The organism is Novosphingobium sp. 17-62-19, assembly GCF_002256775.1.
GTDB lineage: Bacteria > Pseudomonadota > Alphaproteobacteria > Sphingomonadales > Sphingomonadaceae > Novosphingobium.
Window position 1 is genome coordinate 22,604 of the sequence record NZ_NCII01000019.1, and the last position, 20,805, is coordinate 43,408.

Consider the following 20,805-nt stretch of genomic DNA (forward strand, 5'->3'; position numbering starts at 1 on the left):
TATTCGGACTGGCGGCACGTCGTGCCGTATTGTCGCCGTTTCGGCATGGGTTTCTGCCGTAATTGTGCGGGATTTGATGGTTAAGGGGCTTTTACGAATGCGTTTGCTGGGGCATGTTCGTTACTGACAGGCGGGACAGTCCGGCCTCAGGAGCAATCGCAACGCCGTGACCGCGCCCGTCCGTTTCCCTCGCTTTTTCGTGACCAGCCCTTCGCCGTGCCCCTATTTGCCGGGGCGGCAGGAGCGGAAGGTCTTCACCGAGCTGAAGGGGCAGAACACCGACGAGTTGAACGACGCGTTGAGTCGTATTGGCTTCCGGCGGAGCCAGACGGTGGCCTATCGCCCAAGCTGCATTGATTGCATGGCCTGCGTGTCGGTGCGCGTGGTCTCCGAATCGTTCAAGCCATCGTCCACGCAGAAGCGCATCTGGAAGCGCAACAATGATCTTGTAGTTAATGTGTGCAAGCCGTGGTCCACCCCGGAACAATTCGAACTGTTGCAGCGTTACCTTGCCGTGCGTCATCCCGGCGGGGGGATGGCCGCCATGGACGAGATGGATTTCGCGGACATGGTGGAGCACACACCCGTCAAGAGTTATGTTATTGAATACAGGGAGCCAACCCTAGACGGCTCGCCGGGAAGACTGGTAGGAGCCTGTCTGACTGACGAGCAGGGCGATGGCCTCTCGATGATTTACAGCTTCTACGATCCACAACACGAGACGCGGTCCGGGCTTGGCACTTTCATCATCCTTGACCACATCCAACGCGCAGCCCGCGTTGGCCTGCCCTATGTCTATCTCGGCTATTGGGTCGAGGGTTCAGAGCGTATGCAGTACAAAGTGCGCTTCCGGCCTATGGAGAAACTGGGCCGCGATGGCTGGGAACGGTTTGAACCTGCTGCACAAGCCGATGCCATCGAACGCGCAGTTGCCCTGCGACGTGACCGCACTGGGGTGGAGCCGGTCGAGGGTAGCCTCAAGGATGGCGTCCACGGCGCTCAGGAACGCTACGCCCACATCTGAACGCCCTCTGGTGCGGGTGATTGCCGCGCTGATGATGCTGGCCCTGCCGGGGCAGGTACTCGCGCAATCGATGAACGCGGATCAGGAGCTTGAGGCGCTGATCCCGGATTCGGCCGTCCAGAACGCCGATGCCTGGGCGCTTGATACCGAGGCAGCGCGGAATGGCGCTCCGACAGACGCTGAAGTGGGCGCGATCGATACCGATGTGGAAATGCCGGAATTGCCCGGAATGACCATTGCTTGGCCCGACGGTAGCGAAATTCCCGACATTGAGCCGCTTTCCCCCGATCCTGATATCGAGGTGGCTGAACAGACCACCGACGCGGCCGTAGAAGCACTGCCGGGGCAGGCTGAGGCTGAAGCGGTCGAAAAGCTGGCCGATGCCGACATCGAACGCGTGGGCAAGCAGGTTGAGCTGGCGTTCCCGCGCGGCGAGGGTGCGGTGGTTGAAAAGGCAGACATTGTTGCCCGCTTTGCTGCGCTTTCCAGCCTCAAGACCAATCAGGATGATGACGACAATCTTGCCCAGATTGTCCGCCGTGGACGGACCGACCGCGAACTGCTGGTCGAGATCATGCGGGTGCATGGCTATTATGATGCGAGCGTGTTCCAATCGCTGGGCGGGTTGGGCCAGCGTGCGGAGGGCGAGGCCGCTGGCACTCGGCGCGGTCCGATCGATGTGCAGAAAGTGGTTGTGCGCTTTGATGTGCAGCCGGGGCCGCAGTATAAATTCGGCACGCTGGCGTTCGGTGATTTGCAGGCAGCGGGCGCGGATGCCGAGGCACTGCGCGGGGCGTTCAAGCTGAAGAGCGGCGATGCGATCAATTCCGACAGGATCGTGGCCGAGCGGCTGAATCTGCAGGCTGCATTGGGTGAAACCGGATACGCCTTTGCCAAGGTGGCCGAGCCGGACTTGTTGATCGACCATGAGCGCCGCGAAGGCGATCTGACTGTGCCCGTGACACTTGGTGGTGTTTACGCTTTTGGCAAGGTCACGTCTTCACGCGAGGATTTCCTGAGCGGAAAGCACCTGCAGCGCATCGCCAAATTCGACCCCGGCGAGCGCTACAAGAAGTCTGACGTGGATGATCTGCGGCAAGCGATACTTGCTACGGGGCTGGTGTCTTCCGTCACCGTTGAAACACGTGAAGCTGCAACCCCTGCCGGTGGCCAGCCGGGCACCGTGGATGTTGACGTGGCGCTGACACCCGGACCGTTGCGGACTCTGGCCGGGCTGGTCGGTTATTCCAGCGGCGAAGGCTTCCGTGTTGAGGCGAGTTGGGAGCACCGCAACTTCTTCCCGCCCGAAGGCATGGTGCGGGCGCGCGGCGTGGTGGGTACGCAGGAGCAGTTGGCAGGCGCAACTTTCCGCCGCAATAATTTCCTCACCCGCGATCTGGTGCTAAACGCCGATCTCTATGCCCGCAATCAGGTGAGCAACGCGTTTCAGGCGCGCACTGTATCGTTCACCGCTGGGCTTGAACGGCAGCAGACCCTCCTTTTCCAGAAGCCGTTGGTCTTTGCCGCCGGTATTGAAATCCTCGCCACGGGTGAGCGCGATGCGGCGGCGATACTGGCCGATCAACCGCGCAAAACCTACTTCATCGGCGCACTGCCGATGCGGGTGGCCTATGATGGCAGCGACAGTCTGCTTGATCCAAAACGCGGCTTCCGCGTCGGCCTGCGTGGATCGCCTGAAGTTTCGGTGCAGGATGGCTTGCGGTCGAGCTATGGCAAGGTGCAGTTTGACGCCAGCTACTATCAGCCATTCGGTGAGAAGCTGGTGGTGGCATCGCGTGTGCGGCTTGGCACGATCCTTGGCACCGACATCACCAATATCGCGCCGTCGCGGCGGTTCTATGCCGGTGGCGGCGGTTCGGTGCGTGGTTATGGCTTCCAGTTGATCGGCCCGCGTGACACGGCAGGTGAGCCGAGTGGCGGACGGTCACTCAGCGAGTTTTCTTTGGAAGCGCGCGTAAAGACTGGGTTGCTGGGCGGTGCAATCAGCGTGGTGCCGTTCATCGATGCAGGCGCTGTCGATACGACCAGCACGCCGCGTCTGCGTGATATCAAGGTCGGCGCGGGTATCGGCGTGCGGTATGAAACCAACTTCGGCCCGATCCGCATCGATCTGGGCACGCCGCTAAATCCATCGCCGGGTGATAGCCGCATCGGCGTATATGTCGCGCTGGGGCAGGCATTCTGATGGCCGAAGAACTGCCACCAGCGTTTGAAACCCAAGAGCCTGCCGCTCCCACCCGTTCGCGCGGGGCCGCCATAGTGCGTGGCTTGGGCAAGCGGCTGGCGATCCTGCTGGTTGCAGGCGTTGCACTTGTGCTGGCGGCGTTGACAGTGCTCGATTCTTCGTTGGGCCACCGGCTTGTGGCAGACAGGATTGCTGCAATAACACCCGGTTCGGGCCTGCGCATAGAAATCGGTCGCATCGATGGCTCGATCTATGGCGAGGCGAAGCTGCGCGATGTTAGGGTGAGTGATCCCGAAGGCGTGTTCCTGACCGTGCCAGAGGCCGAGCTGGATTGGCGCCCGCTTTCATGGCTGAAACGCGGTCTGGATGTGCGGCTGCTGGCGCTTCATCGCGGAACGCTGCGCCGCGCGCCGCGTTTGCGACCAAGCGAGGATCCTGACGCGCCGATCCTACCTGACTTTGACATTCGCGTGGACAAGCTGGTGATCGATAACCTCACCGTGTCCGAAGCGATGGCCGGGCAGAAGCGCCGGGTGGATGTGCTGGCCAAGGCCGATATTCGCGGCGGGAATGCGATTGTCGATGTGGACGCCGTGTTTGGTGGCAAGGACAAGATCGCCTTCCGGCTCGACAGCGAGCCTGATCGGGACAAGTTTGATCTGCAGTTGGTCTATGATGCCCCGAAGGACGGCGTGATTGCCGCGATGGCGGGCGGAAAATCCGATATCAAGGCACGTGTCTTCGGCAGCGGCGGTTGGTCGCGTTGGGACGGCTTGGCCTATGCCACGCAGGACGGGCGCAAGCTGGCGGCATTTCAACTGGGCAATCGTGCGGGCAATTATCGGCTTGCAGGACAGGTGTGGCCAGAAAAGTTGCTGCCTAGCACGGCAGGGCAGGCCGTGGGTGAGGCACTGTCTGTGCTTTACGATGGTACATTTGCAGACAATGCCTTCAAGGGAACGTTTCGCACTGCAGGGACGGCGTTCAAGGCATCGGCCGAGGGCGGGCTGGACCTTGCGAACAACGAGGCCGATGCGCTGCGGGTGAAAGCCAGGTTGCTGCGCCCCGCACTGGTGCTGGCAACGCCTGAATTGGTGGGTGTCGACATAGACGCCACGCTGGACGGCGCGTTCTCCGACCTTGCGATTGAGCACAAGGTGGCGGTGGAGCGGATGAAGCTCGGCACGCTTGATGCGCAAGGGTTGCAGACAGCAGGCACCGCGACGTGGGACGGCAAGCGCTTTGTCCTGCCGCTGGCGGTGACGGCGCGGCGGGTGGTGACGGGCAACGCGATGATTGATCCGCGCTTCCCCGGCGCACGCCTTGGTGGCGAACTGGTGTTCGAGGGCAATCGCCTCACATCTGATGATCTGACCCTGACCATGAAGGGCCTTGGCGCGCAGCTTTCGCTGCGGGGCGACATGGCGCGCGGCGGCTATGCGCTCGCCGGGCCAGTTGTGGCGCTCGGGTTTGCCGTAGAAAACCTTGGTGCTGTGGACGGCACGGCCAAGATCCTGTTCAAGGTGGGCAATGCTGTCCCGTGGACGCTGCAAGCAAACCTTGCCGGACGGATGACGCGGATCAACAATGCCACGCTGCAAACGCTGACAGGCGGCGGTGTGCGTTTCGCTGGTGGCATTGCGCTGGGTGAGCGGGTGCCTTTCACGTTCCGCAAGGCCACGGTCAATTCAGCCAAGTTGCAGATGGCACTCGATGGGCGTGTGCAGCCCGGTGGCACAGCCTCGCTAACTGGAAGCGGACGCCATACCGAATATGGCGCGTTTACGGTGGAGGCGGCGATGACCGCCGATGGGCCGAATGCGGTGCTGGTGCTGGCCAATCCGCTGCCCGCCGCGGGATTGAAAGATGTGCGCGTTGCGCTGGCACCGATAGCCGAAGGTTTCCGCATTGAAACCGAGGGCCAGTCGACGCTCGGCCCATTCAACGGCACCTTTGGCCTGTTCATGCCACCGCAGCAGGCGACCCGCGTTAAGATCGAGCGGTTCCGTGTGTGGCAGACCGATGTGACTGGCGGTGTTACGCTGGGCGATGATGGGGTTTCCGGCCAGATTGCGCTGGCAGGCGGTGGGTTGAACGGAACAATCCAGCTTGCGCCGCGTGAAGGCGGACAGGGCTTTGATGCCGATGTCACTGCGCGCAACGCCAAGTTTGGCGGCACGCGGGCACTGTCCATCGGCAATGCAACCATCGATGCCAGCGGCCTGATCAAGGACGGTAGTTCCACCATTCAAGGCAATCTGCTCGCCGAGGGGATCGGCATGGGCAAAGTGTTCATCGGGCGGCTGGCGGCTTCGGCCTATCTGCAGGATGGCAGCGGATCTGTGACCGCTTCGGTTGCGGGCCGTAGAGGCACGCGCTTTGCGCTTCAGGGCACGGCTGCTTTCTCCCCCGAACAGGTAGTTGCCTACGTTTCGGGCGAATATGCAGGACGGCAGGTTTCCATGCCACGGCGTGCGGTTCTGACCCGTGACGGCGAAGGCGAAAATCAGGGCTGGAAGCTGGCGCCCACCCAGATCAGTTTCGGGCGCGGCATTGTGATCGCCGAAGGACGGATGATGGGCGGGCCAACGCAATTGCGCCTCCAGCTTGCGCGGATGCCGCTTTCGGTGGTCGACATTGCGGTGGCTGATCTTGGCCTTGGGGGCGTGGCATCGGGCATCGTTGAATACAACAACGACGGGCAGGGCGCGCCATCGGGCAATGCAGCGCTGATGGTGCGCGGCCTTTCGCGTTCCGGCTTGGTGCTGACGTCGCGTCCAGTGGACGTCGCGCTGCTGGCGCGGCTTGATCCTGATGCTGTGCAGATGCGGACCGTATTCCGTGAAAGTGGTGCAGTGCGTGGCCGTTTTCAGGCGCGGATTGGCGGATTGCCGCGCGGCGGTGCGTTCATGGACCGGCTTGAGGCAGGGCAACTTGCCGGGCAGTTGCGCTATTCGGGCGCGGCCGAGGCACTTTGGCGGCTATCCGGTGTAGAGATTTTCGATCTGACCGGACCGGTCGGCGTGAAGGCCGATATTACGGGCACAATTTCGGCTCCTGTGTTGCGTGGTGCCGTGTCATCGACCGGGCTGCGCGTGCAAAGCACGCTGACCGGCACCGATGTCCGCGATGTTGCTATGTCCGGCACGTTTACCGACTCGTCATTGCAAATCGCGCGCTTCAGCGGTCTCACGCCGAACGGTGGCCGTGTTTCGGGCAGCGGCACCATCGGGCTGGCCGAGCTTTCCGAACATGGGCCGACCATTGACCTCAGGCTGTCGGCGCAGAACGCGCAGGTCATCAATCGTGATGACATGGGTGCCACGGTGACAGGGCCATTGCGTGTCGTCAGCAACGGCGTGGGCGGCACGATCGCCGGGCGGGTGCGGATCGAACAGGCGCGTTGGGTTCTGGGGCAGGCCGCCGCGGTGACCGAACTGCCAACCATCGCCACCCGTGAAATCAACGCACCCGCCGATGCCGCGCCGCCGCGTGTGGCCGCTACGCCGTGGAACTTCATGATCGACGCGGCAGGCATGAACCGCATCAACGTGCGCGGGCTTGGTCTGGACAGCGAATGGGGCGCAGACATCCGCCTGCGCGGATCGACTGCTGCACCGCAGATTTTCGGGACAGCCGATCTGGTGCGTGGGGGTTATGAATTTGCGGGCAAGCGATTTGAGCTGACGCGCGGGCGCATCCGCTTTGCTGGGGAAGTACCCGTCGATCCCCAGCTTGATATTGTCGCCGAGGGTGATGCCAACAACATCAACGCCAAAATCTCGATTACTGGCAGCGGCACCAAGCCAATCATCGCATTCTCCTCCACCCCAGCTCTGCCGGAGGAGGAATTGCTGAGCCGCATCCTGTTCGGTAGTTCGATCACGCAGATTTCTGCGCCAGAAGCGGTGCAACTGGCAGCTGCGCTGGCAAGTTTGCGCGGTGGCGGCGGGCTTGATCCGATCAACAAGCTGCGCGCGGCAATCGGGCTTGACCGGTTGCGCATCGTCGGTGCAGACCCGACAGTGGGATCAGGAACCAGCATTGCCGTGGGGAAATACCTTGGGCGGCGGGTGTTCGTTGAACTTATTACCGATGGCGCAGGCTATAATGCATCATCGGTGGAATTCCGCATCACGCGCTGGTTGGCCTTGCTGGGCACGGTGTCAACGATTGGCGATGCGGGCCTGAACTTGCGGGTCAGCAAAGACTACTGACACTGTAACGTTGGCTTCATGTCGTCGTTAAACTGACACGCTGGCGTGGCTTTTCGGTGTGTATGATGACACCCGCCGAACCCATGCTGATCTGTGATCTCACGCAAAGCTATGCCCCGCATGGCGGCGGTGGGATTGGCACGTATCTGCGAGAGAAGCGGCGATATGTGATCGATCAAACGCCCCACCGGCTGCTCCAGATCGTGCCGGGGCCGGAAGACCGCATTGTCGAGGATGGACGGCATATCTGGGTGGAGGTTGGTGCCGATCAGGTGCGGGGCAGCCCCAATTATCGCTTCATCATGCGCACACAGGTGGTGCGCGAAGTGCTGGAGCGATTCCGACCCGATCTCATCGAATCGCAGTGTCCTTGGGTGCTTCCATGGACGGCTATCAACTATCGCCGTGCTTTCCCGGGTACTGCGCTCGTGGCGGGGTATCACACCGATTTTCCCAATGCGCACATCTATCGCGTTGGGTCAGAACTGTTCGGTGAATTCGTTGGTCGCGGGTTGCGCAAACTGGCGACGGGCTATGCGCAGGTTACCTACCGCGAGTTTGACCGCGTCTATACCCTGAGTGCGATGATGGCGCAGGTGTTGCGCGATTATCGCGTGGATCACGTGGATGTGCTGTCGCTCGGCGTAGATACGGCGCTGTTCCACCCTGGAAGGCGCGATCCGGCATGGCGTGGCGAGCTTGGGCTGGCAGCGAAAGGTCCACTGCTGGTCTATGCCGGGCGAATCGATAACGAGAAGCGGGCAGACCGCTTGCTCGCCATGTTCCGGGATTTGCCGCGCGAGCTTGACGCCGGACTGGTGATGATCGGCGATGGCAAGTTGCGCGCTGCGCTGCGCGATGAGGCACGCGGGATGCAGGTGGCGTTTCCGGGGTTCATGGCGGACCGCGCGGCGCTGGTGCGCGCTCTGGCATCGGCTGACATCTACGTTTCGGCGATGGCTGACGAGACTTTCGGCATTTCCATCGTCGAGGCGCAGGCGAGCGGGTTGCCGGTGGTCGGCGTGGCATCAGGCGCAATGCCCGAACGGATCGTGCCAGGCACAGGGTTGCTCGTCGACGTTGACGATACGGCGGCCATGGCAGCGGGCGTGATGCGCGTCTGGCAGGGACAGCGTGAAGCCATGGGGCACGCGGCGCGCGCGCATGTGGCCGGGCGGTTCGAATGGCGCCAGACGTTCGAGCAACTGCTGGGCGAGGTATATCCCCGCGCTATGGCCAGCGCGCGAGCGCGCAACGAAAAGGGCCGCTTCGGTGTCGGAGCGGCCCTTTCGTTGCTGTCTTCAGGCAAGATCAGACAGGAAGCCCGCTGATTGCCTTCATTTCCATGAAGTCCTTGAGGCCGTAAAGCCCGCCTTCACGCCCGTTTCCAGACTGCTTGTAGCCGCCGAACGGCGCGCCCGGTGTCGGCCCCCAGTTGTTGATGGCCACCATGCCTGCGCGCAAGGCCGAGGCAACTTCAGCGGCTTTGGTCGGATCTCCGGTGATGCAGGCCGACAGGCCATAGGCGGTGTCGTTGGCAATCTCGATGGCCTGATCAAGGCTGTCATAGGCCATGATAGTGGCGACCGGGCCGAAGATTTCCTCCTGCGCGATACGCATGTCCGGCGTCACGCCCGAGAACACCGTAGGCTTGATGTAGTAGCCACGGTTGACATTGGAGGGGAGGTCAGGGCCGCCAGTTTCAAGCTTTGCACCTTCATCAATGGCAGATTGGATCAGCCCGCGAATTTTGTCGAACTGCGCCTTGTTGACCACCGGGCCGAGGTGCTGCCCTTCCTGCAATGGATCGCCGACCGGGGTGGCTGAATACATTGCGGAAACAAAAGCGGCAGCCTCGGTCTCGCGTTCACGCGGCACCAGAACACGGGTGGGGGAGATGCATGACTGGCCGCTGTTTACCAACGGGCCGGACGCGGTGGAGGGCAGGTACTTTGCAAAATCGGCATCCGGCAGAACGAGGTTGGGGGACTTGCCGCCCAGTTCCTGATGCACCCGCTTGACAGTGTCCGCCGCAGCCTTGGCCACCAGAATGCCGGCGCGGGTCGATCCGGTGAAGCTGACCATGTCGATGCCGGGATGTGAACTGATCGCGGTGCCGACGCCCGGACCATCGCCCTGCACGAGGTTGAACACGCCCGGTGGAACGCCCGCTGCGTCAAGGATTTCGGCAAAGATCACGGCACAGGTGGGGCATTCTTCCGAAGGCTTCAGGATCATGGTGTTGCCTGCCGCCAAGGCTGGCGCGACTTTGAGCGCGATCTGGTTCAGCGGCCAGTTCCATGGTGTGATCATGCCGACAACACCGATGGGCTCGTAAGCTACTTTGTAGGCGCCATTGTCTTCCATGAAAGTGAAGTTCTTGAGCGCGGACATGGTCCCCAAGAATCCGCCGATGCCGGCACCGACCTGTGCGGTTCCGGCAAAGCTGACTGGCGCGCCCATTTCCTCGGCCATCGCCACGGCCAGATCGCCCGCGCGCTTTTTAAACTCTGCAACGATGCGATCCATCAGCGCCAGACGTTCTTCGCGCGATGTCTTGCTGAAAGTCTTGAATGCGCGCTGTGCGGCTGCCACGGCCTTGTCGACATCGGCGGATGTACCCAGCGTGATCGCGCAAACCGCCTCTTCTGTGGCGGGATTGATCACTTCGTGACGCTTGCCACCTTCGCTGTCGACCCACTTGCCGTCGATGTAGTTTTGCAGCCGTTCGCGCATCGTGATTCTCCCGAATTCCTTGGGCCGTCGCAGACGCGCGCGGCCAAGTCAGATTAGGAAGCTAGGCAGCCCCGTTGCATTCCGCAACCCGTCTGGCTTGGCAGATTCCGTCAATCATTCAACGGGAGGGCGATATTATACCCTTCGACCACGGAACAACTGAACAAGGCCAACCACCAGCGCCACAACCAGAACCAGATGGATCACTCCGGCGGTGATCTTGAACGCAAAGACGCCTAGCACCCAAAGCACAAACAGCACGAGCGCGATGGTCAGCAGCATGGTCATTTCTCCGAGAATTTGTATGCTCAATGACCAACCCAATCCTTGAACAGGCCGCGGGTTCCACGCCGGAGAATGAACCAAGTCTTTCCTTGCAGAAGTTCGCGCCGCGTATTCTTTGATAACCTTTTCTTTGCAACCAGTTGCTAACCCTCAAAACATGGGGAAGAGACCCGTTCAAAAAGCCGGACGACGGCAGGGTGCCGGGACAGCAAATGCCGGCTGGATCGTTGTGGCCACTTTTCTGGCGCTGCTGGCGCTGACGGCGGCCTTGGTCGCGGCTTTTCGCAATTCCACCGATATTGCAGACCAGTTTGCCCGTGTTGAGGAGCAACGGCTGGTTCAGCGGTTCGTGGAGCGGAGCGAGCGGCAGATACTCGAAGCTGCCAAGCTGCAGTTGGTTTGGGACGATGCTGTAACGCGGCTCAATGCGCCTGATGCAGAAAATTGGGCGCGGAATTTTATATCCGGCTATTTTTGGGGCAGCCATCGCATTGATCGGATTTACCACGTGCGCTTCGGTGGGGGCCTGGTGCGGTGCTGGCAAGGCCCGAAGATTTCTGGCGACTGCCGATATGACAAAATTGAGCGCACGGTGCGCGATCTCATCACACTATCAACGCAGCAGAGCACACCGCGTGGAACGGTCAGCGAATGGCGCCGTCATGGCGAAGTGATGTGGCCCTACGACTCTGCGGGACTGCCGGTTTCGCGCGGGTCATCAGAAGTCATCAGCTTCGATGGACGGCCCACGATCATTGCGGTCGCACCAGTTTTGCCCGACATGACACCCGCCCTCCTCAAGGGGGCGCCTGATTACCTCGTGTTGGTGCGCTATGTTGATCAGCGCATCATCGATGACCTCCAATCATCGCTGTTGTTAGACGACGTTCGCTTTGCGCTTTCCCCCGATCGCGCATCTGGCCGAAACGAACTTGCCTTGAACGATATGCGTGGTGGAACCGTCGGCTGGCTTTCATGGCGATCCAAGCCACCAGGTCCTGCGATCCTGAGGCAGACAGCGCCACTGTTGGCAATCTATATCCTGTTCTTTGTCGGCGTGGTGGCAGGCGGCGCGATCATCGTGCGCCGGATGCGGCGAACCACAAGCGAGTTGATGGCAAGCGAGGCGCAGGCGCAGCACAATGCCATGCACGATGCCATGTCGGGCCTGCCCAATCGCGCGCACTTCATGCAGCGCCTGCGTCAGGAACTGGCAAGTTGTGTCGTCCGGCGCGAACTCGGTGATGTCTTTGTGGCCTATGTCGACATTGACCGGTTCAAGGTCGTCAACGATACGCTCGGCCACCATGTGGGTGATGAGCTTGTGCGGCAAGTTGCCCTGCGGCTGCGGCGTTCGTTGCCCCCCGGCGATTTTCTTTCGCGCTTTGGTGGTGACGAGTTTGTGTTGCTGCGCCGCTCCACGGGCGGGCGTGCTTCTGCAGATATGCTTGGCAATCAGATCATGGCCATTGCCCGCGAACCTTTCGTGATCTCCGGGCATAGCCTTGATGTGAGCGTGTCGTGCGGAATCAGTTGGGGACCAGAGCAGAGTGAGGATCCCGGTGAATTGCTGCGCCGGGCTGATATCGCGCTTTATCGTGCAAAGCAGCGTGGGCGCGCGCGGTATCGCCGGTTCACCCGTGATATGGACGCTTCGGTCAAGCTGCGGCGCGAAATGGAAATGGAGTTGCGTCGGGCAATCGCGCGCGACGAACTGACGCTGGCATATCAACCTATCGTCAACGCTGCGGATGGTGCGATCGAAGGATTTGAGGCGCTGTTGCGCTGGCCCCATCCTGAACGAGGGGCCATACGTCCGGGTCTGTTCGTGCCGATTGCCGAGCAGGCCGGTTTGATGATGCCGCTGGGGGAATGGGTGTTGCGGCGCGTCTTTACCGAATGTCAGGACTGGCCGAATTGCGACATCTCGGTCAACCTCTCGCCATTGCAGATCATGGCAAGCAACTTTCTTCAGATTATTGATGATCTGCTGCGCGAGACCGGCGCTGATCCGCGCCGCTACGTGCTCGAAGTGACCGAAGGTGTCATGCTGGATCGTAGCGAGCATGTGGTCGATGTGCTGAAAGGCTTGAAGTACCGGGGTTTCCGCATCGCGCTCGACGATTTCGGGATTGGCTATTCCTCGCTCAGCTACCTACGCTCGTTCCAGTTCGATCGGATCAAGATCGACCGTTCGTTCGTGCAGAATATCGAGGCCGATCTTGATGCCCATTCGATCCTGCGTGCGATTGTTTCACTGGGACACACGCTGCGCATGAAAGTGGTGGCTGAAGGCGTGGAAACACCTATGCAGCGGGCGTTGGTTCAGGCAGCGGGTTGCCAGATGATTCAAGGCCATCTGTTCTGGCAGGCTATGCCGGCAGATGAAGCAAAAGCACTGGTCTTTCCGCAAGTCCACGAAGAAACGCGTGTCGCCACGGCGTGACGATGCAGAACGGCCAAGCGCGCTAAACGATCAGCTATGGGCCTTGTCGCTTTCAGCCTCGGCAGTAACTGTGTTGGGATAAATGAAGCCTTTGGCAGGGCTGGCGCGCAGACCGACGGACTTGGTAGGAGCATACCACACGCGCACTTCGCTCCAGTCACCCGCAGCAGAAACGTCCACTGCAACCACACCCTTTTCCACCATGCCGGGGCGCGACCAGTTGGCGTGGTCGATCAGAATGTGTCGATCATCGACGACCTTACGGACAACCGCAACGTGGCCATAGGGCATCGCGCGCGTGCCGCTGAACGCAAGAACTGCGCCGGGCTTCGGCTCTTCACCACGTTCGTAGCGGCCCTCGGCGCTGGTCCACCAGTCGCGCGCATTTCCACGGATCTGGACGTCCGAAATCTGGCGGGCGTAAGTCACGCACTGCAGACGGGCGTGCGCTGCCGTGGGCAGGGCTGCGAAGGATACCAGTGCGAGAAAGGCTGCGACCACGTTCTTTAGCATGTGCAGCATGACTAAACATTTCGCTGGATTCGGGGAGTCCCGCACGGCTCCGTTCATCCTGCGGCAATCACCGTTCATCTCGGTTCGTCGCTAAATGTGGAAAAAATCACGGTGTCGTGTGTTGTCCGTCATAGACGGCGCTTTTTTGCGATTCAGGAATCGAAAAGGGCGCCCGGTTTCCCGGACGCCCTTTTGCACTGTCGCTGATCGCGTGGATCAGAGCGAATAGTACATGTCGAACTCAACAGCCGAAGGCGTGGTTTCCCAGCGCATCACTTCAGGCCACTTCAGTTCGATGTAGGCTTCGATCTGGTCCTTGGTGAACACGCCGCCCTGCAGCAGGAACTCATGGTCAGCTTCAAGGCTGTCCAGAGCTTCACGCAGGCTGCCACACACGGTTGGAACTTCTGCGAGCTCTGCCGGTGGCAGGTCATAGAGGTTCTTGTCCATGGCTTCGCCCGGGTGGATCTTGTTCTTGATCCCGTCGAGACCGGCCATCAGCAGCGCAGCGTAGCACAGATATGGGTTGGCCATTGCGTCGGGGAAGCGGAATTCGACGCGCTTCGCCTTGGCACCGGCGCCGTAAGGGATGCGGCACGATGCCGAACGGTTGCGGGCCGAATAGGCCAGCAGCACAGGAGCTTCATAGCCCGGCACCAGACGCTTGTAGCTGTTGGTGGTCGGGTTGGTGAATGCGTTCAGCGCCTTGGCGTGCTTGATCACACCGCCGATGAAGTACAGGCACATTTCCGACAGGCCGGCATAACCGTTACCGGCGAACAGCGGCTTGCCAGCTTCCCAGATCGAGATGTGCGTGTGCATACCCGAACCGTTGTCGGTCTTGATCGGCTTCGGCATGAACGTTGCGGTCTTGCCATAGGCGTGCGCAACCTGCTGCACGACGTACTTGTAGACCTGCATACGGTCAGCGGTTTGCACCAGCGTGCCAAAGGTCAGGCCGAGTTCGTGCTGGGCCGAGGCCACTTCGTGGTGGTGCTTGTCGCAGGGCAGGCCCATTTCGATCATGGTCGAGACCATTTCGCCACGAATGTCGACGCAGCTGTCAACCGGAGCGACCGGGAAGTAACCGCCCTTGGCGCGCGGCCGGTGGCCCAGGTTTCCGCCTTCGTAGTCCTTGGCCGAATTGGTCGGCAGTTCGATGTCATCGATCTTGAAGCCGTTGCCATCATAGCCGTCATAGAACTTTACGTCGTCGAACAGGAAGAATTCAGCTTCCGGCCCAACGTAAACGGTGTCGCCGAAACCGGCCGACTTGACGAAGGCTTCGGCGCGCTTCGCGGTGGAACGCGGGTCGCGGGCGTAAAGTTCACCGGTCGAAGGTTCCACGATGTCGCAGCAGATGATCATCATCGGCGTGGCCGAGAACGGATCAATGTACACAGCCGTCAGGTCCGGCTTCAGGATCATGTCCGATTCGTTGATGGCCTTCCAGCCTTCAATCGAAGACCCGTCGAACATCAGGCCGTCTTCCAGCTCATCTTCGCCGATCAGCCCGGCGACCATGGTCAGGTGCTGCCACTTGCCCTTCGGATCGGTGAAGCGCAGATCGACCCACTCGATTTCCTCGTCCTTGATGCGGGCGAGAATGTCCTTTGCACTTGCCATTGCTGGTCCTTCTTCATGCCCCCGTTGGAGAGGTCCGGGGGGTATCTGGGGTGGATGTATTCTGGAGGCTTGCCCGTCCACAGGCCCACCCCCGCATTTGCGCCCCATCCGGCGGATGCCGGATCGGGCTGAAATCAAATGGGATCGTCAGATCGCGTCGTCGTTGCGCTCTCCGGTGCGGATGCGAAGCGCGCTTTCCACCGGGATCACGAAGATCTTGCCATCGCCAATACGTCCGGTCTGTGCCGCCGCAGCAATTGCTTCAACCACGCGGTCGGCCAATGCATCAGTTACCACGACCTCAAGCTTCACCTTGGGCAGGAAATCGACGACATATTCGGCGCCACGATAAAGTTCGGTGTGGCCCTTCTGGCGGCCGAAACCCTTGGCCTCGGTGACAGTGATGCCGGATACGCCGATTTCGTGCAGCGCTTCCTTCACTTCATCGAGCTTGAAGGGCTTGATGATCGCTTCGACCTTTTTCACGTCGTTCAGACCCCTGCTACGCGGGCCGGAACGCACGAGATTGGCGAACCGGCAGATTGTTCACGTTTGTGGACACGACGTTACAAGAATCGTGCCACGTGCTGTCACAATTCACTAGGCTATCGTATTGCATCGCGAAAGCCGTAAAATCGGGGGTAGGGCAAGATTTGAATCGAATGTGCAACTCAACCATGCGCAAGATTGCGCAGTCTGTTCAAATCGTGCATAAAATTTGCGCAGGCTGTGCCTGTTTTTTGGGCAGAAGTCAGGCCGGGTAAGGTGGCTTGTGCAGCCCCTTCGGACTTGCAGTGAAGATTTCGCAGCCATCCTCGGTAATGCCGATCGAATGTTCGAACTGTGCCGAAAGCGAACGATCACGCGTGACCGCTGTCCAGCCATCCTCCAGAATCTTCACCCCGGGCTTGCCGAGGTTGATCATCGGTTCGATGGTGAAAAACATGCCGGGCTTGAGTTCCGGGCCGGTGCCTGCGCGCGCGGCGTGGATCACTTCGGGCGAATCATGGAACAGGCGACCAAGTCCATGGCCGCAGAATTCCCGCACCACGCCATAGCGCTGCCTTTCCGCATGGGCCTGAATCGCCGCGCCAATGTCTCCCAGTCGCGCGCCGGGCTTTGCCTGCTCAATGCCAAGCATCAGGCATTCATAGGTCACATCTACCAGCCGCTTCGCCTTCAGCGGCACATCGCCGACAAGGTACATTCGGCTGCTGTCGCCATGCCAGCCATCGAGCAGAGGCGTCACGTCGATGTTGACGATGTCCCCATCCTTGAGGGTCTTGTCAGAGGGGATGCCGTGGCAGACCACGTGATTGATCGAGATGCAGCACGAATGCGCGTAGCCGCGATAGCCCAGCGTTGCGGGAATGGCACCCGCGTCCAGCGTCATCTGCCGCACAACGTCATCCAGATGATCGGTACGCGCGCCGGGTACCACGAGCGGCGCCAGTGCATCGAGAATCTCGGCAGCAAGGCGGCCCGCCTTGCGCATACCTTCAAACCCCGCCGGGCCGTGCAGCTTGATTGTCCCGTCGCGCATCAGGACATCGTGGTCTTCAACGATCATGTATTCGGTCATCGGTGCCATGTAGCGAATGTTGCCGGGAATTGCGAGGTGCTGGCAGGGTTGCTTTTCATTGCGCCACGAAAGCCGGTTTGAACTGCGGCTTCACCGCCGCCAAAACCTTGGGTGTAACCGGCACTGTGACCTCGTAATCGCCCTCGGCATACGGTCCCGCCGAATAGGGTGCGACCAGAATGCCGATTCGGTCGAAAGCCTTGCCGGTGGAAGAGCCCAGAATCACGGTCTCTTCCACCGGATCGATACATTTGCTGAACTCCTCGATTTGCCCGCCGTCCTGCCCGCCACGCTTCTTTGCGCGCTGGCGGTCCAGTTCCTTGCAGAACGGCGCACGTATCGCTTCCGAGAGGGCAGCCTTGGAAACGAACAGGTCCGCAGGCGCACGGCGCTGCCCTGCAACGCGGTCCCACAGCATGGCGTCGAACACGTAGTTGGGATGCGCGCCCCCGCTGAAAGTGCCGATCAGTGTGGACATGCTGAGCCATGCCGGAAGATCGGTCACCACCTTCCATTCGACACTGTAACTGTAGGGGTTGAACGGAAACCCATTCTTCTTCGCCAGATTTTGCCCCTCTGTCGCTTCCACCTTCAGTTCGCCGCGTGCCTTTTCCAGTTCGGCATCCAGCAAGGCCTTCAACGCAGGGATCGCCCCCGCACTGGCAGGGTAGGAATAATCGAACTGATACAATTCGTTTTGCTCATGCACATCGCGTGCGGCCACGGGGGCTTGCGTCACAACTGCCGCTGTCGATTGTGCGGCATAAGCGGATTCACTCGCCGCGGCTGTCGGTTCGTCCTCTTTCACAGAACACGCCCCCAGTGCCAGCACGGCTCCCATAAGGACTAGACGCATGGGACAATTTCCTCTCGCAACTGGCCGCGCGGTGCGGCATGAACTTCACCAACATGACTGACAGAAACGCGCTGATCCAGCCTGATCGCGGCCAGCAGGCCATTGACCTTCATTTGGTAGACAAGGCAACGCTGCCCGACTTCCTCAAAAGTCTCAACGGCGCACAGCGTTCCGCACTTGCTGCACAGAAGTTCGAAGGCGGGGGCTATGAACATGCCATCGTGCCCGAAGGTGATGGCTGGTTCGCCGTGGCAGGCGTCGCCAATGTAGATGACCTGTCCTCGTGGTGCATGGCCAAGCTGGCTGATGTGCTGCCCGGCGGCACCTATCGCCGCGCCGGTGCAGAACCGGGCAAAGCGCTGCACGGCTGGGTGACCGGGCAATACCGCTTCGACCGTTACCGCAAGGACACCAAGGACGCCGAGCCGCGCATCCTGTTGACCAAGGACGTGGCTCTGATCGAGCCTGCTCTGGCAGAAGCAACCGCGGTGCTGATGGTACGCGATCTAGTGAACACACCGGCCGAGGACATGGGGCCGCTGCAACTCGAGGCCGAAGTACGCGCGCTGGCCAAGGGACACCATGCCGAGGTCCATGTCGTGTCCGGCGATCCATTGGAGCGGGAATATCCGATGGTCCATGCTGTAGGCCGGGCGGCGGCGCGCAGCCATGCGCCGCGCATGATCGAACTGGAGTGGGGCGATCCCAAGCACCCGCGCGTGGCGATTGTCGGCAAGGGCGTGTGCTTTGATTCCGGCGGGTTGGACATCAAGCCATCATCCGGCATGGCGTTGATGAAGAAGGATATGGGCGGCGCGGCCCATGCCATTGCTCTGGCGGGCCTGATCATGACGCTGGGCTTGAATATCCGGCTCCATCTGCTTGTCCCGGCGGTGGAAAACGCGATTTCGGGCAATGCCTTTCGCCCCGGCGACATCCTGCGTTCGCGCGAGGGTCTGTCGGTGGAAATCACCAATACCGATGCCGAAGGGCGGCTGGTGCTGGGCGATGCGCTGACGCGGGCGAGCGAGTTGAACCCTGAACTGGTAATCGATTTCGCCACCCTGACCGGCGCGGCGCGCGTGGCACTTGGTCCCGATCTGCCCGCCATGTTCGCGCGGCGCGATGAAACGGCGGATGACCTGCTCCGCGCAGGCTTGGAGCGCGACGATGCCTGCTGGCGTCTCCCGCTGCACGAAGGGTATCGCGAATACCTGAAATCCGATGTGGCCGACTTACAGAATTCCCCCGCCAACGGCTTTGCCGGGGCCAGTGTGGCCGCGTTGTTCCTCGACAAGTTCGTCGGTGAAGGCCTTGATTGGGCACACTTTGATACGTTTGCTTGGCGGCCTGTAGCCAAGCCCGGGCGGCCCAAGGGCGGTGACGCACTGGGCCTGCGCGCGGCATGGGGGCTGCTCAAGGCCCGTTATGGTTGAGGAATGGCGCAATGCACCATAGCTTGCCTGAAAGCGCCGAGGCGGCTAATCGCCCCGCTTTCCTGCTGCGGGGGCACCCTGAATTGACTGTCGAAGCTATGCCTCTTCCCGTTGACGTGCCAGTCGGCCAGCTCACGCTGGTGCGTCCGGCGGACCGCTCGGACAAGCCGCACCTGCCGGTGCGCGGCGATCTGGCACACATCGGCCTCGCTGGACGGTACTTTGTACCGCACTACGCCGTGCCGATGCCGCATGTGATCAAGGCTGCTGGCACCTTGCGTGGTGCGGGCAAGGCCGATGGTGCGGAATTGCGCGCGCTGGCGGCAGGCGAAGTGTTCGACGTGCTCGACATCGCCGGTGGTTGGGCGTGGGGGCAGGCCCAGGCAGACTCGCTGGTCGGTTACGTGGAATTCGCGCAATTGGAGCCTTCAGCATGACCACGTCCATCTTTATTGATGGTGCCGCCGGCACCACGGGACTGGAAATTGCCGACCGGCTAGCCGGGCGCAGCGAATTCACCCTGATCGCGCTCGACGATGCACGGCGCAAGGATGACGGGGCGCGGGCCGAGGCGATCAACGACGCCGATGTGGTGATCCTGTGCCTGCCCGATGATGCCGCGCGTGATGCCGTGGCGATGATCCGCAATGAACGCACCAAAGTCATCGACGCCTCGACCGCGCACCGCGTGGCCGACGGCTGGACCTACGGTTTCCCCGAACTCGTGGGGCGCGAGATTGTGGCGCAGGCCAAGCGGGTCTCAAACCCAGGCTGCTATCCCACCGGCTTCCTCGCGCTGCTGGCGCCGCTGGTTCACAACGGGTTGCTGCCTGCTGCATGGCCCTACACCTGCACCGGCGTGTCCGGCTATTCGGGCGGCGGCAAGGCGCTGATCAAGCGGTTCGAGGACGATGGCGACATCGCATGGCGCGGTTATGGCCTGAGTTTTGGGCACAAGCATGTGCCGGAAATGCAGCGTTATGCGGGCCTTGCCATCGCGCCGCTGTTCAGCCCCGCTGTGGTGCCTGCCCATCGCGGCATGGTGGTGGAAGTGCTGCTGCCGCTGGGCGTGATGCCGGGCAACGTGCCGGCCGAATTGCTGCGCGCGGCGCTGACGCAGTTCTATGGCGAATCGAAGATCGTCACCGTGGCGCAGGATGCTCCGGCCGAGGGCGAAATGCTGCTGCGCGGTTCGATGGAGCCGTGGGACGGGCTGAAGCTGCACGTGATGGGCAGCGAAGACGGCGAACAGGCACGGCTGGTGGCGGTGCTGGACAATCTGGGCAAAGGGGCGAGCGGCGCTGCTGTGCAGACGCTGAACCTGATGGCCGGGCTGGACGAGACGGCGGGGCTGCGGGTTTAGCCCAAACATCCGCGTCCCCGCGAAGGCGGGGACCTCAGGAGGTTTACGCTGACGTTCCGTAAACGGCACGAGGCCCCCGCCTTCGCGGGGGAACACAGCTAAGTAACAAAAGAAAAAGGCCCGCGCTCCATCGGGAGGCGGGCCTTTTCAACGCGCAAAGCGCGAAAGATCAGTCTTCCGGCGCAATCGTCACGCGCAGACCGTCAAGGTCACCGGTGATCTGCACTTGGCAAGACAGGCGCGAAGTTTCGTTGCGGTGGTCCGAACTGTCGAGCAGGTCGTTCTCGTCTTCGCTCATCAGCGCAACCTTGTCGGCAAATGCCGGGTCGATATAGACGTGGCACGTGGCGCACGAGCAGCAGCCGCCGCACAGCGCCAGCAGTTCGTCAAAACCGTTGTCGCGAATGGCCTCCATCACCGAAAGGCCGGCATCGGCTTCTACCGTTGATTCTTCACCAGCACGATTGACAACCACGATCTTCGGCATCGCTTGTTCTCCAAATGCGGCGGTGGGC

Annotated in this window: 16 protein-coding genes; 8 read left to right on the plus strand and 8 right to left on the minus strand. The window is 61.3% G+C overall.

The window, feature by feature from the left end:
* Nucleotides 1-166: 166 nt before the first annotated feature.
* The 4 genes from B7X90_RS05170 to B7X90_RS05185 all read left to right on the plus strand — a co-directional run bounded on the left by B7X90_RS05170 (nucleotide 167) and on the right by B7X90_RS05185 (nucleotide 8,778).
* Nucleotides 167-1,024, plus strand: a complete 858-nt coding sequence (locus tag B7X90_RS05170) for an arginyltransferase (RefSeq protein ID WP_292622351.1) — start codon at nucleotides 167-169, stop codon at nucleotides 1,022-1,024.
* The gene (locus B7X90_RS05175) at nucleotides 984-3,230 is read left to right on the plus strand and encodes a BamA/TamA family outer membrane protein (RefSeq protein WP_292622353.1); all 2,247 of its coding nucleotides are present in this window, start codon (nucleotides 984-986) and stop codon (nucleotides 3,228-3,230) included. Before B7X90_RS05170 ends, B7X90_RS05175 begins: the two co-directional genes overlap by 41 nt.
* Complete coding sequence (locus B7X90_RS05180; RefSeq protein ID WP_292622354.1) at nucleotides 3,230-7,447, plus strand: translocation/assembly module TamB domain-containing protein; 4,218 nt, start codon at nucleotides 3,230-3,232, stop codon at nucleotides 7,445-7,447. The genes B7X90_RS05175 and B7X90_RS05180 overlap by 1 nt, the downstream gene beginning before the upstream one ends.
* 65 nt (nucleotides 7,448-7,512) lie before the next feature.
* Complete coding sequence (locus B7X90_RS05185) at nucleotides 7,513-8,778, plus strand: glycosyltransferase (RefSeq protein WP_292622356.1); 1,266 nt, start codon at nucleotides 7,513-7,515, stop codon at nucleotides 8,776-8,778.
* Here the strand turns inward: B7X90_RS05185 and B7X90_RS05190 are convergent.
* Together B7X90_RS05190 and B7X90_RS05195 are read right to left on the minus strand one after the other, a co-directional pair.
* Nucleotides 8,759-10,183 (minus strand): aldehyde dehydrogenase family protein, encoded by a 1,425-nt coding sequence (locus B7X90_RS05190; RefSeq protein ID WP_292622358.1) that lies wholly within the window; start codon nucleotides 10,181-10,183, stop codon nucleotides 8,759-8,761. The two genes, B7X90_RS05185 and B7X90_RS05190, sit on opposite strands and share 20 nt — an antisense overlap.
* Before the next feature lie 135 nt (nucleotides 10,184-10,318).
* Nucleotides 10,319-10,465, minus strand: a complete 147-nt coding sequence (locus tag B7X90_RS05195; RefSeq protein WP_292622433.1) for a lmo0937 family membrane protein — start codon at nucleotides 10,463-10,465, stop codon at nucleotides 10,319-10,321.
* Nucleotides 10,466-10,697: 232 nt separating this feature from the next.
* Here B7X90_RS05195 and B7X90_RS05200 point away from each other — a divergent pair, with 232 nt between their 5' ends.
* Complete coding sequence (locus tag B7X90_RS05200) at nucleotides 10,698-12,914, plus strand: bifunctional diguanylate cyclase/phosphodiesterase (protein WP_292622361.1); 2,217 nt, start codon at nucleotides 10,698-10,700, stop codon at nucleotides 12,912-12,914.
* Nucleotides 12,915-12,944: 30 nt separating this feature from the next.
* On the opposite strand, the gene B7X90_RS05205 is transcribed toward B7X90_RS05200, so the two are convergent.
* The 5 genes from B7X90_RS05205 to B7X90_RS05225 form a co-directional block, all read right to left on the minus strand.
* Nucleotides 12,945-13,427, minus strand: a complete 483-nt coding sequence (locus B7X90_RS05205; protein ID WP_292622435.1) for a CHAP domain-containing protein — start codon at nucleotides 13,425-13,427, stop codon at nucleotides 12,945-12,947.
* A 216-nt stretch (nucleotides 13,428-13,643) separates the two neighbouring features.
* Nucleotides 13,644-15,053, minus strand: coding sequence for a type I glutamate--ammonia ligase (glnA, locus tag B7X90_RS05210; RefSeq protein WP_292622363.1), 1,410 nt, complete (start codon nucleotides 15,051-15,053; stop codon nucleotides 13,644-13,646).
* 147 nt (nucleotides 15,054-15,200) lie between these two features.
* Nucleotides 15,201-15,539, minus strand: a complete 339-nt coding sequence (locus tag B7X90_RS05215) for a P-II family nitrogen regulator (RefSeq protein WP_292622364.1) — start codon at nucleotides 15,537-15,539, stop codon at nucleotides 15,201-15,203.
* A 265-nt stretch (nucleotides 15,540-15,804) separates the two neighbouring features.
* Nucleotides 15,805-16,635, minus strand: coding sequence for a type I methionyl aminopeptidase (gene map, locus B7X90_RS05220; RefSeq protein ID WP_292622436.1), 831 nt, complete (start codon nucleotides 16,633-16,635; stop codon nucleotides 15,805-15,807).
* A 55-nt stretch (nucleotides 16,636-16,690) separates the two neighbouring features.
* A complete protein-coding gene (locus B7X90_RS05225) occupies nucleotides 16,691-17,491 on the minus strand; it encodes a DUF3298 and DUF4163 domain-containing protein (protein ID WP_292622366.1) in 801 nt (266 codons plus the stop codon).
* 53 nt (nucleotides 17,492-17,544) lie between these two features.
* Between B7X90_RS05225 and B7X90_RS05230 the strand changes: the two genes are divergently transcribed.
* The 3 genes from B7X90_RS05230 to argC are packed head-to-tail and all read left to right on the plus strand — an operon-like array spanning nucleotide 17,545 to nucleotide 20,290.
* On the plus strand, nucleotides 17,545-18,927 hold the full coding sequence (locus tag B7X90_RS05230; protein ID WP_292622367.1) for a leucyl aminopeptidase family protein: 1,383 nt from the start codon (nucleotides 17,545-17,547) through the stop codon (nucleotides 18,925-18,927).
* Nucleotides 18,928-18,938: 11 nt separating this feature from the next.
* Nucleotides 18,939-19,364: an SH3 domain-containing protein gene (locus tag B7X90_RS05235; protein ID WP_292622368.1), complete on the plus strand. Its 426-nt coding sequence runs from the start codon at nucleotides 18,939-18,941 to the stop codon at nucleotides 19,362-19,364.
* On the plus strand, nucleotides 19,361-20,290 hold the full coding sequence (argC, locus tag B7X90_RS05240) for an N-acetyl-gamma-glutamyl-phosphate reductase (RefSeq protein ID WP_292622369.1): 930 nt from the start codon (nucleotides 19,361-19,363) through the stop codon (nucleotides 20,288-20,290). Before B7X90_RS05235 ends, argC begins: the two co-directional genes overlap by 4 nt.
* A 169-nt stretch (nucleotides 20,291-20,459) precedes the next feature.
* Here the strand turns inward: argC and B7X90_RS05245 are convergent, their stop codons facing one another.
* Nucleotides 20,460-20,777: a 2Fe-2S iron-sulfur cluster-binding protein gene (locus B7X90_RS05245; RefSeq protein ID WP_292622370.1), complete on the minus strand. Its 318-nt coding sequence runs from the start codon at nucleotides 20,775-20,777 to the stop codon at nucleotides 20,460-20,462.
* Between the last annotated feature and the right edge of the window lie 28 nt (nucleotides 20,778-20,805).